The sequence below is a fragment of the Bradyrhizobium cosmicum genome, assembly GCF_007290395.2.
Taxonomy (GTDB): Bacteria; Pseudomonadota; Alphaproteobacteria; order Rhizobiales; family Xanthobacteraceae; genus Bradyrhizobium; species Bradyrhizobium cosmicum.
In genome coordinates this window covers 4771620-4786014 of sequence record NZ_CP041656.2, presented here as the reverse complement: position 1 = coordinate 4786014, position 14395 = coordinate 4771620, and the positions used below count along the sequence as shown (strand labels likewise).

14 protein-coding genes are annotated in these 14395 nt (G+C 61.9%); 11 read left to right on the top strand and 3 right to left on the bottom strand.

Features of this window, described 5'->3' with window-relative positions:
• Positions 1 to 295 precede the first annotated feature (295 nt).
• The 8 genes from FNV92_RS23240 (at position 296) to FNV92_RS23205 (ending at position 8873) form a co-directional block, all read left to right on the top strand.
• Positions 296 to 1126, top strand: coding sequence for an SDR family NAD(P)-dependent oxidoreductase (locus FNV92_RS23240; protein WP_143844403.1), 831 nt, complete (start codon positions 296 to 298; stop codon positions 1124 to 1126).
• A 245-nt stretch (positions 1127 to 1371) separates the two neighbouring features.
• Entirely contained in the window at positions 1372 to 3108 is a 1737-nt protein-coding gene (gene nifA / locus FNV92_RS23235; RefSeq protein WP_143844404.1) for a nif-specific transcriptional activator NifA, read from the top strand.
• Positions 3109 to 3254: 146 nt separating this feature from the next.
• A complete protein-coding gene (locus FNV92_RS23230) occupies positions 3255 to 3449 on the top strand; it encodes a 4Fe-4S binding protein (RefSeq protein ID WP_015687126.1) in 195 nt (64 codons plus the stop codon).
• A 204-nt stretch (positions 3450 to 3653) separates the two neighbouring features.
• Positions 3654 to 5150: a Fe-S cluster assembly protein SufB gene (gene sufB / locus FNV92_RS23225; RefSeq protein ID WP_143844405.1), complete on the top strand. Its 1497-nt coding sequence runs from the start codon at positions 3654 to 3656 to the stop codon at positions 5148 to 5150.
• Positions 5151 to 5184: 34 nt separating this feature from the next.
• Positions 5185 to 5943, top strand: coding sequence for a Fe-S cluster assembly ATPase SufC (gene sufC, locus FNV92_RS23220; RefSeq protein ID WP_015687123.1), 759 nt, complete (start codon positions 5185 to 5187; stop codon positions 5941 to 5943).
• Positions 5944 to 5948: 5 nt separating this feature from the next.
• Entirely contained in the window at positions 5949 to 7262 is a 1314-nt protein-coding gene (gene sufD, locus FNV92_RS23215) for a Fe-S cluster assembly protein SufD (protein WP_143844406.1), read from the top strand.
• A 4-nt stretch (positions 7263 to 7266) separates the two neighbouring features.
• Positions 7267 to 8508, top strand: coding sequence for a cysteine desulfurase (locus tag FNV92_RS23210; RefSeq protein ID WP_143844407.1), 1242 nt, complete (start codon positions 7267 to 7269; stop codon positions 8506 to 8508).
• On the top strand, positions 8505 to 8873 hold the full coding sequence (locus FNV92_RS23205; RefSeq protein ID WP_143844408.1) for a nitrogen fixation protein NifZ: 369 nt from the start codon (positions 8505 to 8507) through the stop codon (positions 8871 to 8873). The genes FNV92_RS23210 and FNV92_RS23205 overlap by 4 nt, the downstream gene beginning before the upstream one ends.
• A 7-nt stretch (positions 8874 to 8880) precedes the next feature.
• Here the strand turns inward: FNV92_RS23205 and FNV92_RS23200 are convergent, their stop codons facing one another.
• The 3 genes from FNV92_RS23200 to FNV92_RS23190 are packed head-to-tail and all read right to left on the bottom strand — an operon-like array spanning position 8881 to position 10014.
• Positions 8881 to 9330 carry a SufE family protein gene (locus tag FNV92_RS23200; RefSeq protein WP_143844409.1) on the bottom strand — a complete coding sequence of 150 codons (450 nt, stop codon included), beginning with the start codon at positions 9328 to 9330 and terminating at the stop codon, positions 8881 to 8883.
• A 40-nt stretch (positions 9331 to 9370) separates the two neighbouring features.
• Positions 9371 to 9805 carry a response regulator gene (locus FNV92_RS23195; RefSeq protein ID WP_168213599.1) on the bottom strand — a complete coding sequence of 145 codons (435 nt, stop codon included), beginning with the start codon at positions 9803 to 9805 and terminating at the stop codon, positions 9371 to 9373.
• A 53-nt stretch (positions 9806 to 9858) separates the two neighbouring features.
• On the bottom strand, positions 9859 to 10014 hold the full coding sequence (locus FNV92_RS23190) for a hypothetical protein (RefSeq protein ID WP_168213600.1): 156 nt from the start codon (positions 10012 to 10014) through the stop codon (positions 9859 to 9861).
• 173 nt (positions 10015 to 10187) lie between these two features.
• Between FNV92_RS23190 and nifH the strand changes: the two genes are divergently transcribed.
• The 3 genes from nifH to nifK all read left to right on the top strand — a co-directional run bounded on the left by nifH (position 10188) and on the right by nifK (position 14294).
• A complete protein-coding gene (gene nifH / locus FNV92_RS23185; protein ID WP_143844411.1) occupies positions 10188 to 11078 on the top strand; it encodes a nitrogenase iron protein in 891 nt (296 codons plus the stop codon).
• A gap of 75 nt (positions 11079 to 11153) precedes the next feature.
• Positions 11154 to 12656 carry a nitrogenase molybdenum-iron protein alpha chain gene (nifD, locus tag FNV92_RS23180; RefSeq protein WP_143844412.1) on the top strand — a complete coding sequence of 501 codons (1503 nt, stop codon included), beginning with the start codon at positions 11154 to 11156 and terminating at the stop codon, positions 12654 to 12656.
• 78 nt (positions 12657 to 12734) lie between these two features.
• Positions 12735 to 14294 (top strand): nitrogenase molybdenum-iron protein subunit beta, encoded by a 1560-nt coding sequence (nifK, locus tag FNV92_RS23175; protein WP_143844413.1) that lies wholly within the window; start codon positions 12735 to 12737, stop codon positions 14292 to 14294.
• Positions 14295 to 14395 lie beyond the last annotated feature (101 nt).

The following is a 14395-nucleotide window of genomic DNA, read 5'->3' as shown; positions in this document are numbered from 1 at the left end:
CAAGATCACTGCATGAGCCTGGAACAAATGGGAGCAAGAGGCGGGCCATTTGGAATCGTTGAAAAACAGCCGTCAAGCGCCCGGCAACATTCAGGAACGCGTGATGGGCAACCACCAGAGCATTTGGTCCGAAAGCCAACGTCTTCCTGTTGTAAACCTGCCAACGTGTCGCGAAGCCGACAACAAGCGGAGAAAACCGCCGCAATTCGTTCGCAAGGCATGGCCCAATTCCTGCAGCAGCGGTCGCCAACGATGTGACTGATGCGCCTTTCGGGAAACGTGTTCAGGAGCCTGCTTGTCCCTCGATACATTGAATCGCGACGATGTTTCCGTTCTGCCGGATGCTGCGCTCTGCCCATTCCACGGCGACAAGTCGCGCGCGCAGCACCGAGAAAGAAAGACCATCGTGTTGACCGGAGCCTCGCGCGGCATTGGTCATGCCACGGGAAAGCTGTTCTCGGACGCAGGCTGGCGCATCATTACGTGTTCTCGCCAACCGTTCGATGGCGGCCGATGCCCTTGGGATTCGGGGGCTGACAATCATGTTCAGGTCGAGCTGAGCGATCACCGCGCGTTGCCGCGGGCGATCGCCTTGATCAAGGAACGATTGAATGGCGCGCCACTGCATGCACTGATCAACAACGCGGGGATTTCACCAAAGGCGGCTGACGGCCGCCGGCTGACCTCGCTGACGACACCGGTCGAGACGTGGATGGACGTATTTCACGTCAATCTGCTGGCACCGATCCTGCTCGCCCAGGGTTTGCTCGACGAGCTCAAGCTGGGCTCCGGCGCGATCGTCAACGTCACCTCGATTGTCGGCTCCCGCGTGCACCCGTTCGCCGGTACGGCCTATGCAACGTCAAAGGCTGCGCTTGCCTGCCTGACACGTGAAATGGCGCACGACTACGCGCCCCATGGAATTCGCGTCAATGCGATCGCGCCGGGCGAGATCAAGACCGATATCCTGTCCCCGGAGACCGAGGCACTGCTCGCACCGATCATACCGATGCACCGCGTTGGCACGCCCGACGAAGTTGCGAAGGTGATTTTCTTCCTATGCTCGGAGGCGGCGAGCTACGTCACAGGTGCCGAAGTACCGATCAATGGCGGCCAGCATGTCTGAGGAAACGGAGGCAAGAAAAAATCGCGCGGTTTGCGCCAGATCAAGGCGGAGTAGCGGCGTTCGGGCGTTCGGCGGTTTTTGAGGGTCAATTCCGCGGGACAGATGAGAAAGCGGGCAGGCACGACAGAAGTTTTTTGCAGCGATGCTGACAAGTTGGGCGCGACTTCCGATTGCACATGAACCACAATACGACAAAATCTGAAGAAAGCATCGGGGAGGATGGAAAGAGCAACGGGGAGTCCGTCATGCTGCAATCCACTTCTGCAGTCGCGCGTGAGAACGTTGAGCGCGCGGCGCCGCTCGTGCCGATCAATGAGATCGCGCTCACCGGCATCTTCGAGATCTCCAAGATATTGACTGCGCCGACGCGATTGGAGACGACGCTCGCCAGCGTCGTGAATCTCCTGCAGTCGTTCCTTCAGATGCGTCACGGCGTCGTGGCGCTGCTCGCGGACGACGGAGTTCCGGACCTTGCCGTCGGCGCGGGCTGGAGCGAAGGGACCGACGAGCGCTACCGGAGCCGTCTACCGCAGAGGGCGGTGGACCAGATCGTGGCGACCGCCATGCCGCTGGTTGCGGAAAACATCGCGGCCCATCCTGCCTTTAGCCCAGCCGACATGGAGGTGCTCGGAGCCTCCGAAGCAACGCGCGTCTCGTTCATTGGTGTTCCGATTCGTATTGACGCCAGGGTCGTCGGTACGTTGACGATCGACCGGATCTGGGACGAGCGGTCGGTGTTTCGGCTCGACTCGGACGTCCGGTTGTTGACCATGATCGCCAATTTGGTCGGGCAGACTGTGAAGCTGCACCGCGTCGTGGCGCAGGACCGTGAGCGGCTGATGCATGAAAGCTATCGGCTGCAAAAGGAGCTATCCGAGCTCAAGCCGCAGCGGGACCGTAAGAAAGTCCACGTGGAAGGTATCATCGGCGACAGCCCGGCATTGCGCGGACTGCTGGAGAAGATTGCCATCGTCGCGAAATCGAATTCGACGGTGCTGTTGCGCGGCGAGTCCGGAACCGGCAAGGAGCTGATCGCCAAAGCCATTCACGAATTGTCGCCGCGGGCCAAGCGGCCGTTCATCAAGATCAATTGTGCGGCGCTGCCGGAATCGGTGCTGGAGTCGGAATTGTTCGGCCACGAGAAGGGCGCGTTTACCGGTGCGCTCAATGCCCGCAAGGGGCGGTTTGAGCTCGCCGACAGGGGCACGTTGTTCCTGGACGAGATCGGCGAGATTTCCGCCTCGTTCCAGGCCAAGCTCCTCCGTGTGCTGCAGGAGCAGGAGTTCGAGCGTGTCGGCGGGAACCAGACCATCAAGGTTGACGTCCGCGTCATTGCCGCCACCAACCGCAATCTGGAAGAAGCGGTCGCGCGTAACGAATTTCGCGCCGATCTCTACTATCGCATCAGCGTGGTGCCGATGATATTGCCTCCGCTGCGAGAGCGGCGCAGCGATATCCCGCTGTTGGCGGGCGAGTTCCTGAAGAACTTCAACGTCGAAAACGGCCGGGAGCTGACTTTCGGTTCGCATGCCGTTGAAGTCCTGATGAATTGCGGCTTCCCGGGCAATGTGCGCGAGCTGGAGAATTGCGTGCAGCGGACAGCGACGCTGGCGCCGGGACGCGAAATCGTCAGGAGCGATTTTGCCTGCTCCCACGGCCAGTGCCTGTCGGCGATCTTGTGGAATGGCGGATCGGACCTGCCGGCGCAGCGCTCCCTGCCGATCGTGCCGCTATCGACGATACGGTCCGCGCCACCAACAGGGTCCAGCGCGATTGCGCCATCGCCGGCAACCGTCGAGCCTGTCGCGCGCTCGGCGCCTGAGACGTCCGGTGTCGCCAAACTGGCCGACCGCGATCGTGTCCTTGCGGCGATGGAAAAGTCTGGCTGGGTCCAGGCGAAAGCGGCGCGTCTGCTCGGCTTGACGCCGAGGCAGATCGGTTACGCGCTGAAGAAGTACGACATTGAGGTCAAGCGGCTCTGACAGCGCATGTCGCAGATGCGACACGCTGTCGGGCCCACGACAACGCGATAAGCAAGATAGCTATTGGATTTCAGGCCTTTCGCGGTTGGCACGGCCTTTGAAAGGGTGATGTCAAATGACATCGCTCGGTCGAGGAGCCGCACCACATGGCCTACAAGATCATCGCCTCACAATGCACGGTCTGCGGTGCCTGCGAGTTCGAATGTCCCAACGCCGCGATCAGCCTCAAGCGCGACATGTACGTCATCGATCCGAAGAAGTGCACGGAGTGCGAAGGGCATTTCGATACGGCGCAATGCGCGGTCGTCTGCCCCGTACCCGACACTTGCGTTCCAGCATAGGGCGGGCCGATGACGCGCTCACGACCATCGGGCTGGATCGATACGCTGGCGGCACAGGTCCTGCGCCGGGCCATGCAACTGGGCCTGCTCGTGACTGGTCCCGAACGTCATGTGACGCGGGTCATCGCCTACGCGGCCAACCGGGCACGTACGCATCGTGCGCGGAGCACGGCTGGTCTATCGATTTCGCGTAGGGAGCAATAGATGGTAGCGGTTCAGGAAACGATCGAGCGGGTCCGCGGCATCGACGTTGATCAGTATCGCTATGGATTCGAAACGCAAATTGAATCCGAGAAGGCCCCGAAAGGGCTGTCGGCAGAGACCGTCAAGTTCATCTCCGAGAAGAAGAACGAACCCGCCTGGATGCTCCAGTGGCGGCTCGAAGCCTATCGGCGCTGGCTGACCATGACCGAGCCGACCTGGGCCCGCGTCGACTATCCCAAGATCGACTTCCAGGACCTCTATTACTATTCGGCGCCGAAGCCGAAGAAGACGATCACCTCGCTCGACGAGATCGATCCGGAGATCCTGAAGACCTATGAGAGGCTCGGCATCCCCTTGCGGGAAGTCGCCATGCTCGAAGGCGTCGAGCCCAAGCCCGGCGAGCAGGACCCCAACAGGCGCAAGATCGCGGTCGACGCGGTGTTCGATTCGGTCTCGGTCGCGACCACCTTCAAGGCCGAGTTGAAGAAGGCCGGCGTGATCTTCATGCCGATCTCGGAGGCGATCCGCGAGCATCCCGAGCTGGTCCAGAAATATCTCGGCTCGGTGGTTCCGACCTCGGACAATTTCTACGCGACGCTGAACTCGGCGGTGTTCTCCGACGGCTCGTTCGTCTACGTGCCGCCGGGGGTGCGCTGCCCGATGGAGCTGTCGACCTATTTCCGCATCAACGAGCGCAACACCGGCCAGTTCGAGCGCACGCTGATCATCGCCGACAAGGGCTCTTACGTCAGCTATCTCGAAGGCTGCACCGCGCCGCAGCGCGACGAGAACCAGCTGCACGCCGCCGTGGTCGAGCTCGTCGCCCATGACGACGCCGAGATCAAATATTCGACGGTGCAGAACTGGTACCCCGGCAATTCGGAAGGCAAGGGCGGCATCTACAATTTCGTCACCAAGCGTGGCGACTGCCGTGGCAACAACTCCAAGATCTCCTGGACCCAGGTCGAGACCGGGTCGGCGATCACCTGGAAGTACCCGAGCTGCATTCTCCGCGGCGACAATTCGCGCGGCGAGTTCTACTCGATCGCGATCTCGAACGGCTATCAGCAGGTCGACTCCGGCACCAAGATGATCCATCTCGGCAAGAACACGTCGAGCCGGATTATCTCCAAGGGCATCGCAGCCGGCAAGTCGCAGAACACCTATCGCGGCCTCGTCACCGCCCATCGCAAGGCGACCGGCGCGCGCAACTTCACGGCCTGCGATTCCCTGCTGATCGGCGACAAATGCGGCGCGCACACCGTGCCGTACATCGAGGCGAAGAACTCCTCGGCGACGTTCGAGCACGAGGCGACGACCTCGAAGATCTCCGAGGACGTGCTGTTCTACTGCATCCAGCGCGGCCTTTCGCAAGAAGAGGCGGTCGGCCTCGTCGTCAACGGCTTCGTCAAGGACGTGCTGCAGCAACTGCCGATGGAGTTCGCGGTGGAAGCGCAGAAGCTGATCTCGATCTCGCTCGAAGGTAGCGTAGGCTGATGATGGCCGAACGCGAGACGCAAGGAGAAGTGTGATGACGGCGCTCCTGGACATCCGTGGGCTCAAGGCGGAGATCGATGGCCGCCAGATCCTCAATGGGCTCGACCTTTGCGTCGGCAAAGGCGAGGTCCACGCCATCATGGGGCCGAATGGCGCCGGCAAGTCGACGCTGTCCTATGTGCTGTCAGGCAAGCCGGGTTACGAGATCACCGGTGGCGAAGTGTATTTGAATGGCGAAGACCTGCTGGCCATGGCGCCGGATGAACGCGCCGCCAAGGGGCTGTTCCTGGCTTTTCAATATCCCCTTGAAATTCCCGGTGTCGCCACGCTGACTTTCCTGCGCACCGCGCTCAATGCCCAGCGCAAGAAGCGTGGCGAGGAAGAGCTGTCATCGCCCGACGTCCTGAAGCGCGTGCGAGAACTTGCCAAGCAACTCAGTATCGATCCGGAGATGCTCAAGCGCCCCCTCAATGTGGGCTTCTCTGGCGGTGAGAAGAAGCGCAACGAGACGCTTCAGATGGCGCTCCTGGAGCCGCGTCTCTGCGTACTGGATGAGACCGATTCCGGCCTCGACATCGACGCGCTCCGCATCGTCGCAGACGGCGTCAACCGGCTGCGGGCGGCGGACCGCGGCATGATTGTCATCACGCACTATCAGCGGTTGCTCGACTATATCGTGCCCGATGTCGTGCATGTGCTCGCGGCCGGCCGCATTGTGAAGACCGGCGGCAAGGAGCTGGCGCTCGAGCTGGAAGCGACCGGCTACGCCCAGTATCAAAGCGAAGCGGCCTGATCGCCATGAACGCCGAGATCCGCCCTGTGAAGACTGCAGCCGAGATCGGGCTCGCCGACCTGTTTGCCGCAGCGCGCCAGACGTTGCCCGGTGGCAGCCGGACCGAAGCGCTCCGGCTCGAGGCGTTCGATCGCTTCTCCGAGTCCGGTCTGCCTCACGCGCGGCTGGAGGGTTGGAAGTACACCGATCTTCGGCGCCTGGTGCGTGATGCCAAGCCGTTGGCCCCGCTGCCCGATGCGAGCAAAGTGGACGCCGCAGTGCCGGGAGCGGCGCTCGACGACCTGGGGCTACGGCGGCTCCTCATCGTCAACGGCGTATTCGTCCCCGACCTGTCCGATCTCGCGAGCCTTGAAGCCGGGGTCAGCATTCGTTCGGCTACCGAGGTTCTTGCCGCGGACGAGCCGGTTCTGTTGAGCGGCGCGGAGTGCGATCCGGCCGCCTCGCTCAATCGTGCGTTCGCGGCGTCCGGCGTCGTGATCGCGGTCGCTCCCGACGTCGTTCTCGAGCGACCGATCCATCTTGCCTACGTCACCACGACCGGCACGCCGTCGGCGATGTTTACGGTGTCCCGGCTGGAGGTTGGCGAACGGGCGCGTGTCACGCTGATCGAGACGCACGAGGGTCCCGACTTGTCCGACTATCAGGTCAATACCGCGCTTCAGTTAATTGTGGCGGATGACGCCGAGTTCGACCGCATCAAGCTGACCTGCGAGGGCGCCGCTGCGTTGCATATTGCGACGCTCCAGGCTGAGATCGGGGCGCGCGTCCGCTATCGCGAGTTTGGTTTCACGACCGGCGGCGCCGTGGTGCGAAACCAGCTCCTCGTGACGCTCGCCGGCAAGGGGACCGATGCTCAAATCCATCAAGCGAGCCTGCTCGCCGGCCGGCAGCACGCCGATACCACGCTCGTCATTGATCACGTCGCAGCCGGCTCGCAAAGCCGGGAGGTGTTCAAGGCTGTTGTCGATGACGAGGCCCGCGCAGTGTTCCAGGGTAGGATCACGGTACAGCAGGGCGCGCAGCAGACCGACGCCAGGATGATGGCGCGGGCGCTGTTGCTGTCCGATGAGGCGACTGCCAATTGCAAGCCGGAGCTCGAGATCTTCGCCGACGATGTGCAGTGCGGACACGGAACCACCACTGGCGCGCTGGACGATCAGCTCAAGTTCTACCTCATGGCCCGCGGCATCCCCGAGAAGGAGGCCGAAGCGCTGCTGATCCAGGCCTTTGTCGGCGAAGTGATCGACGCAATCGACCGGGAGGATCTGCGCGGTGCTCTGTCCCGGATCATGACGGACTGGCTCAAGGGGCGGGGATGATCCCATGCATCCGGCAGTCAGCAACGGCAGTTATGACGTTCAGCGTGTCCGCGAGGATTTCCCGATCCTAGCGATGCAGGTCTATGGCAAGCCGCTGGTCTATCTGGACAATGCGGCATCCGCCCAGAAGCCGAAAGCGGTGCTCGATCGCCTGACCCAGGCCTACACGTCCGAATGCGCCAATGTGCATCGCGGGTTGCACTATCTCGCCAATGCGGCGACGGATGCCTATGAGGGCGCCCGTGACAAGGTCGCGCGCTTCCTCAATGCCGGGCGCCGCGAGGAGGTCATCTTCACGCGCGGTGCCACGGAAGCGATCAATTTGGTGGCGCAAACCTTTGGTCGGGAGCGCATCGGCCCTGGTGACGAGATCGTACTCTCGATCATGGAGCATCATGCCAATATCGTGCCCTGGCACTTCCTCAGGGAGCGTCAGGGCGCCGTCATCAAATGGGCACCGGTTGATGACGATGGAAACTTCCTGCTCGACGAGTTCGAGAAGCTCCTGACCGATCGCACCAGGATGGTGGCGATCACGCAGATGTCGAACGTGCTGGGAAGCGTCGTTCCCGTCAAGGACGTGGTTCGGCTGGCGCACGCCCGGGGCATTCCGGTTCTGGTCGACGGCTCGCAGGGCTGCGTCCACATGGACGTCGATGTCCGCGACATCGACTGCGATTTCTACGTCATCACCGGCCACAAGCTCTACGGACCGACCGGCATTGGCGCGCTATACGGTAAGTACGAGCATCTTGCCGCGATGACGCCGTTCAACGGTGGCGGCGAGATGATCCGCGAGGTTACACGTGACGTCATCACCTATGGCGATCCGCCGCACCGCTTCGAGGCCGGGACGCCGTCGATCGTGCAGGCCATCGGGCTTGGTGCCGCGATCGACTACATCAATTCCATCGGCAAAGAGCGGATCCGCAGACACGAGAATGGGCTGCTGACCTATGCCCAGGAACGGTTGCGTGGAATCAATTCGTTGCGGATCATCGGCACGGCCGCCGAAAAGGGCGCCATCGTCTCGTTCGAGATGAAGAACGCGCATGCCCACGATTTTGCGACCGTGATCGATCGCTCCGGCATCGCCGTGCGGGCCGGCACGCACTGCGCCATGCCGTTGCTCGATCGGTTCGGTGTCTCAGCCACCTGCCGTGCCTCGTTCGCGCTCTACAATACCAAGGAGGAGGTCGACGTCCTCGCGGAGGCGCTGACCAAGGCCCAGGAGCTATTCTCATGAGCGGACAGATCGCTGCGAAGCCGAAGCCCCCGTCGGGCTCCAAGTCGAAGCCGGTCGCGCGCGTCGTATGCAACGCCGGTCGGCACAAGACGGTGCGCAACATGGAAATGCGGCTGGCCGGCCGTTTCGATCCGGGAGAGCCGATCCGTTCGCTGGCGCCGATCATGAACGACGGCATGTACCCGCACAAGGACGTCGGTGAGGCCCTGGTGTATCCCGGCGATACCGGAATCGTCCGCGAGAGGTGGCGGTTTCTCGACGATACTTACTACACGGTCGAATTCGCCGGACGCTCAGTGTTCGTCATCATGCGCGGCCACGAGATGATGCGGATAGGAACGGCTCTCGACGTCGGCCTTGAATAGACGCTGACTAGACCGCTTCCGACAGCACGCCCTGGGCATCCGCGCGCATCCGCTCCACCATGGAGCGGAAACCGTTGGAGCGCTGCGGCGTCAGATGTTCGCCAAGACCCAGCCGCTCGAACAGGGCGATTGGATTTTCGTTCGCGATCTGCCAAGCGGGTCGCCCCGACAGCAGCGCGATCAGGATCGCGACCAGGCCGCGGACGATATGGGCATCGCTGTCGCCCATGAAGGTGAGCACTGTTTCGCCATCGCTCCGGCAGACGGTCGTTGCCAGCCACACCTGGCTGGCACACCCCCGCACCTTATTGACCTCGTTGCGATCCTGCTCGGGAAACGGCGCCAGCTTGCGGCCAAGCTCGATCACGTAACGGTAGCGATCGTCCCATTCGTCGAGCAGCGCGAAGTTTTCGACGATGTCGTCGATCGAGAGCGCCTGCTGCTGCGATGTGGTCATGGGTCTTCTCCGTGGTTGGCACGCTTGCGGGCGTCTGGATCTAGCCAAACGCCATGCGGATGAGGCGGGACGGGCCGCCTTGCACAATTGGTACGGCGAGGGCGGAGCGGACGGCATCGCAAACCGGATCAAACGAGATCGGCTTGGAGACGACGCCGTGTGCACCACTTCCGAGGCATGCTTGCGCGAGAGGGTCGGAGGTTCGGTCGGCCACGAACAGGATCTTGGCGCCGGCGAATTGCGCAATGAGTTCGGGTAGGAGCGTCTCGCTCCGGTCCTGCAAGATGGACGCGCCAATCAAGACGACATCGGGCTTGTCCGCGGAGATGTGCGCTTCGTCCGTCGATATGAATGTGTGTACCCGATAACGGTCCCTGAGGATGTAGGACAGCGCAGACCGTACGACCTCTTCGCCTTCAATCACGAAGACGGTCGATCGATGGGCAGCGGCTTGCAATTTCGGTTCGAGCTGCATGGGACCCTCGATGCGTCGACGAAACGTACCAAGCAAGCTCCATACCGCGAGCGTCACAGACGCATTCCCAGCTGAAAGCGCGCATCTGGCGATCGTTTGATTTGCCCGGCGCATTGTTTTGTTTCGAACAGCGCGCCGTGGGGGAACATGTCGACATGGCGCGATGTCGGGTTTGCAACAATCACGGCCCGCATCGCTATCTCGCTCATAATACGGCACTTTTTGCATTGAGACCGCGCTGGCACACTCGTTGCAAAAGTCTTTGCGCAAGGCGCGGCTGTCGTCCTTTGGATCTCGTCGAGATGCAGATGGAAGCTAGCCGTCCGACCGGATCATGAGAGAGCGCACGCCGGGCGATCAGCATCGGTTGATGGAGAGCAACATGTCTTCACTGAGACAAATCGCGTTTTACGGCAAGGGCGGTATCGGCAAGTCGACGACGTCGCAGAACACGCTGGCTGCGCTGGCGGAGATGGGCCACAAGATCCTGATCGTCGGCTGTGATCCCAAGGCGGATTCGACTCGCCTGATCCTGCACGCCAAGGCGCAGGATACGATCCTGAGCCTGGCGGCGAATGCCGGCAGCGTCGAGGACCTCGAAATCGAGGATGTCATGAAAGTCGGCTACCGCGACATCCGTTGCGTCGAGTCCGGCGGTCCGGAACCCGGTGTCGGCTGCGCCGGCCGCGGCGTGATCACCTCGATCAACTTCCTGGAAGAGAACGGCGCCTATGAAGACGTCGACTACGTGTCCTACGATGTGCTCGGCGACGTCGTGTGTGGCGGCTTCGCGATGCCGATCCGCGAGAACAAGGCGCAGGAAATCTACATCGTGATGTCCGGCGAGATGATGGCGATGTATGCCGCCAACAACATCTCCAAGGGCATTCTGAAATACGCCAATTCCGGCGGCGTGCGTCTCGGCGGCCTGGTCTGCAACGAACGGCAGACCGACAAGGAGCTGGAACTGGCGGAAGCGCTGGCGAAGAAGCTCGGCACCCAGCTGATCTACTTCGTGCCGCGCGACAACATCGTGCAGCACGCGGAGCTGCGCCGCATGACGGTTCTGGAATATGCGCCCGACTCGAAGCAAGCGGAACACTATCGCACGCTCGCGACCCGGATTCACAACAACAAGGGCAAGGGCATCATCCCGACCCCGATCACGATGGACGAGCTCGAGGATATGCTGATGGAGCACGGCATCATGAAGGCGGTCGACGAGTCCGTCGTCGGCAAGACCGCGGCTGAACTCGCGGCGATGCCGGCCTGAGGCCGTCCAGTTACATCCGACGCTTCGGAGAAGCGCCGCCCCCTCATTGCACAGGATAAACCGAAGGATACTCGCATGAGCCTAGCAACCACCCAGAGCGTCGCGGAGATCAAGGCCCGCAACAAGCAACTGATCGATGAGGTCTTGAAGGTCTATCCGGAGAAGACGGCCAAACGTCGCGCCAAGCATCTCAACGTCCATGAGGCCGGCAAGTCGGATTGCGGCGTCAAGTCCAACCTGAAGTCCATCCCCGGCGTCATGACCATCCGGGGCTGCGCCTATGCGGGTTCCAAGGGCGTGGTGTGGGGTCCGATCAAGGACATGATCCATATCAGCCATGGCCCGGTTGGCTGCGGCCAGTATTCCTGGGCGGCGCGCCGGAACTACTACATCGGCACGACCGGCATCGACACCTTCGTGACCATGCAGTTCACCTCCGACTTCCAGGAGAAGGACATCGTGTTCGGTGGCGACAAGAAGCTCGCCAAGATCATCGACGAGATCCAGGAGCTGTTCCCGCTCAACCACGGCATCACCATCCAGTCGGAATGCCCGATCGGCCTGATCGGCGACGACATCGAGGCGGTCTCGAAGGTTAAGTCGAAGGAGTATGAAGGCAAGACTATCGTGCCGGTGCGCTGCGAGGGCTTCCGTGGCGTCTCGCAATCGCTCGGTCACCACATTGCAAACGACGCCGTGCGCGACTGGATCTTCGACAAGATCTCTCCGGAGGCCAAGCCGACATTCGAGCCGACGCCCTACGACGTCGCGATCATCGGTGACTACAATATCGGTGGCGATGCCTGGTCCTCCCGCATCCTGCTCGAGGAGATGGGCCTGCGCGTGATTGCGCAGTGGTCCGGCGACGGCAGCCTCGCCGAGCTCGAAGCCACGCCCAAGGCCAAGCTCAACGTCCTGCACTGCTACCGCTCGATGAATTACATCTCCCGCCACATGGAGGAGAAGTTCGGCATTCCGTGGTGCGAATACAATTTCTTCGGCCCGAGCAAGATCGCGGAATCGCTGCGCAAGATCGCCAGCTTCTTCGACGACAAGATCAAGGAAGGCGCCGAGCGCGTCATCGCGAAGTATCAGCCGCTGATGGACGCGGTGATCGCCAAGTACCGGCCGCGGCTGGAAGGCAAGACCGTGATGCTGTTCGTCGGCGGCCTGCGTCCTCGCCACGTGATCGGCGCCTATGAAGACCTCGGCATGGAAGTGGTCGGGACCGGCTATGAGTTTGGTCACAACGACGACTATCAGCGCACCGCCCAGCACTACGTCAAGGACGGCACGCTGATCTACGACGACGTCACCGGCTACGAATTCGAGCGCTTCGTCGAGAAGATCCAGCCGGACCTCGTCGGCTCCGGCATCAAGGAGAAGTACGTCTTCCAGAAGATGGGTGTGCCGTTCCGGCAGATGCACTCGTGGGACTATTCCGGGCCGTACCACGGCTATGACGGCTTCGCGATCTTCGCCCGTGACATGGACATGGCGATCAACTCGCCGATCTGGAAGAAGACCAAGGCGCCCTGGAAGGATGCCCCCCGGCCGAGCCTGATGGCGGCAGAATAACAGAGACAAGCTACGGCTCTTCCCGGTCCCGGGAAGAGCCGGGACAGGCGATCGAACACGAATCCAAAGGATGCGACGATGACACAGAATGCCGAACACGTGCTCGATCACTTCGAGCTGTTCCGGGGTCCGGAATACCAGCAGATGCTGGCCAACAAGAAAGCGCTCTTCGAGAACCCGCACGACCCGGCGGAAGTCGAGCGCATCCGCGAATGGGCCAAGACGCCCGAATATCGCGAGAAGAACTTCGCCCGCGAAGCGCTGACCGTCAACCCCGCCAAGGCCTGCCAGCCATTGGGCGCGGTGTTTGTCGCGGTCGGCTTCGAGGGGACGCTGCCCTTCGTCCACGGCTCGCAGGGCTGCGTCGCCTATTATCGCAGCCATCTGTCGCGGCACTTCAAGGAGCCGAGCTCCTGCGTCTCGTCGTCGATGACGGAAGATGCGGCCGTGTTCGGCGGCCTGAACAACATGATCGACGGGCTCGCCAATACCTACAACATGTACAAGCCGAAGATGATCGCGGTTTCCACCACCTGTATGGCGGAAGTCATCGGCGACGACCTCAATGCCTTCATCAAGACGTCCAAGGAAAAGGGCTCGGTTCCCGCCGAGTACGACGTTCCCTTCGCCCACACGCCCGCATTCGTCGGCAGCCATGTCACCGGCTATGACAACGCGCTGAAGGGGATCATAGAGCACTTCTGGGACGGAAAGGCCGGCACGGCGCCGAAGCTCGAGCGCAAGCCGAACGAAAAGATCAACTTCATCGGCGGCTTCGACGGCTACACCGTCGGCAACATCCGTGAAATGAAGCGCATCTTCGAGCTGATGGGGATCGAGTACACGATTCTCGCCGACAACAGCGACGTGTTCGATACCCCGACCGACGGCGAGTTCCGCATGTATGATGGCGGCACCACGCTGGAGGATGCCGCCAACGCGATCCATGCCAAGGCCACCATCTCCATGCAGCAATATTGCACGGAGAAGACGCTGCCCTTCATCGGCGGTCATGGCCAGGAGGTCGTCGCCTTCAACCATCCGATCGGCGTCGGCGCCACCGACGAGCTTCTGATGACGCTCTCGCGCATCGCGGGCAAGCCGATCGCGAAGGCGCTCGAGCAGGAGCGCGGCCGTCTGCTCGACGCAATGGCGGATTCCAGTGCGCATATCCATGGCAAGAAGTTCGCGATCTATGGCGATCCCGACCTCTGCTATGGCCTGGCGGCCTTTCTGCTCGAACTCGGCGCCGAGCCGACCCATGTGCTGTCGACCAACGGCAACAAGGGTTGGGCTGAGAAGATGCAGCAGCTGTTCGATAGCTCGCCGTTCGGCCAGAACTGCCACGCCTATCCCGGCAAGGACCTCTGGCACATGCGCTCGCTGCTGTTCACCGAGCCGGTCGATTTTCTGATCGGCAACACCTACGGCAAGTACCTGGAGCGCGACACCGGCACGCCTCTGATCCGCATCGGCTTCCCGGTGTTCGATCGCCACCATCACCATCGCTACCCGGTGTGGGGCTATCAGGGCGGCATGAACGTGCTCGTGAAGATTCTCGACAAGATCTTCGACGAGATCGACAAGAACACCAACGTGCCTGCCAAGACCGACTACAGCTTCGACATCATCCGCTGACGTCGCGGAGGTCTGCCGCTGCTCCATGAACGGGCAGCGGCGGACACCAGTCTAGCCAGAGCGATCGAGACTGCGGGGCAGAGAGCTCGCGCAGCGGGTCA

Coding starts and splice junctions, on each gene's coding strand:
- FNV92_RS23210 (WP_143844407.1), top strand. CDS start 7,267: ATGCATCCGGCAGTCAGCAACGGCAGTTATGACGTTCAGCGTGTCCGC.
- sufC (WP_015687123.1), top strand. CDS start 5,185: ATGACGGCGCTCCTGGACATCCGTGGGCTCAAGGCGGAGATCGATGGC.
- sufD (WP_143844406.1), top strand. CDS start 5,949: ATGAACGCCGAGATCCGCCCTGTGAAGACTGCAGCCGAGATCGGGCTC.
- FNV92_RS23205 (WP_143844408.1), top strand. CDS start 8,505: ATGAGCGGACAGATCGCTGCGAAGCCGAAGCCCCCGTCGGGCTCCAAG.
- FNV92_RS23200 (WP_143844409.1), bottom strand. CDS start 9,330: ATGACCACATCGCAGCAGCAGGCGCTCTCGATCGACGACATCGTCGAA.
- nifH (WP_143844411.1), top strand. CDS start 10,188: ATGTCTTCACTGAGACAAATCGCGTTTTACGGCAAGGGCGGTATCGGC.
- FNV92_RS23230 (WP_015687126.1), top strand. CDS start 3,255: ATGGCCTACAAGATCATCGCCTCACAATGCACGGTCTGCGGTGCCTGC.
- nifK (WP_143844413.1), top strand. CDS start 12,735: ATGACACAGAATGCCGAACACGTGCTCGATCACTTCGAGCTGTTCCGG.
- sufB (WP_143844405.1), top strand. CDS start 3,654: ATGGTAGCGGTTCAGGAAACGATCGAGCGGGTCCGCGGCATCGACGTT.
- FNV92_RS23195 (WP_168213599.1), bottom strand. CDS start 9,805: ATGCAGCTCGAACCGAAATTGCAAGCCGCTGCCCATCGATCGACCGTC.
- FNV92_RS23190 (WP_168213600.1), bottom strand. CDS start 10,014: ATGAGCGAGATAGCGATGCGGGCCGTGATTGTTGCAAACCCGACATCG.
- nifA (WP_143844404.1), top strand. CDS start 1,372: ATGCTGCAATCCACTTCTGCAGTCGCGCGTGAGAACGTTGAGCGCGCG.
- nifD (WP_143844412.1), top strand. CDS start 11,154: ATGAGCCTAGCAACCACCCAGAGCGTCGCGGAGATCAAGGCCCGCAAC.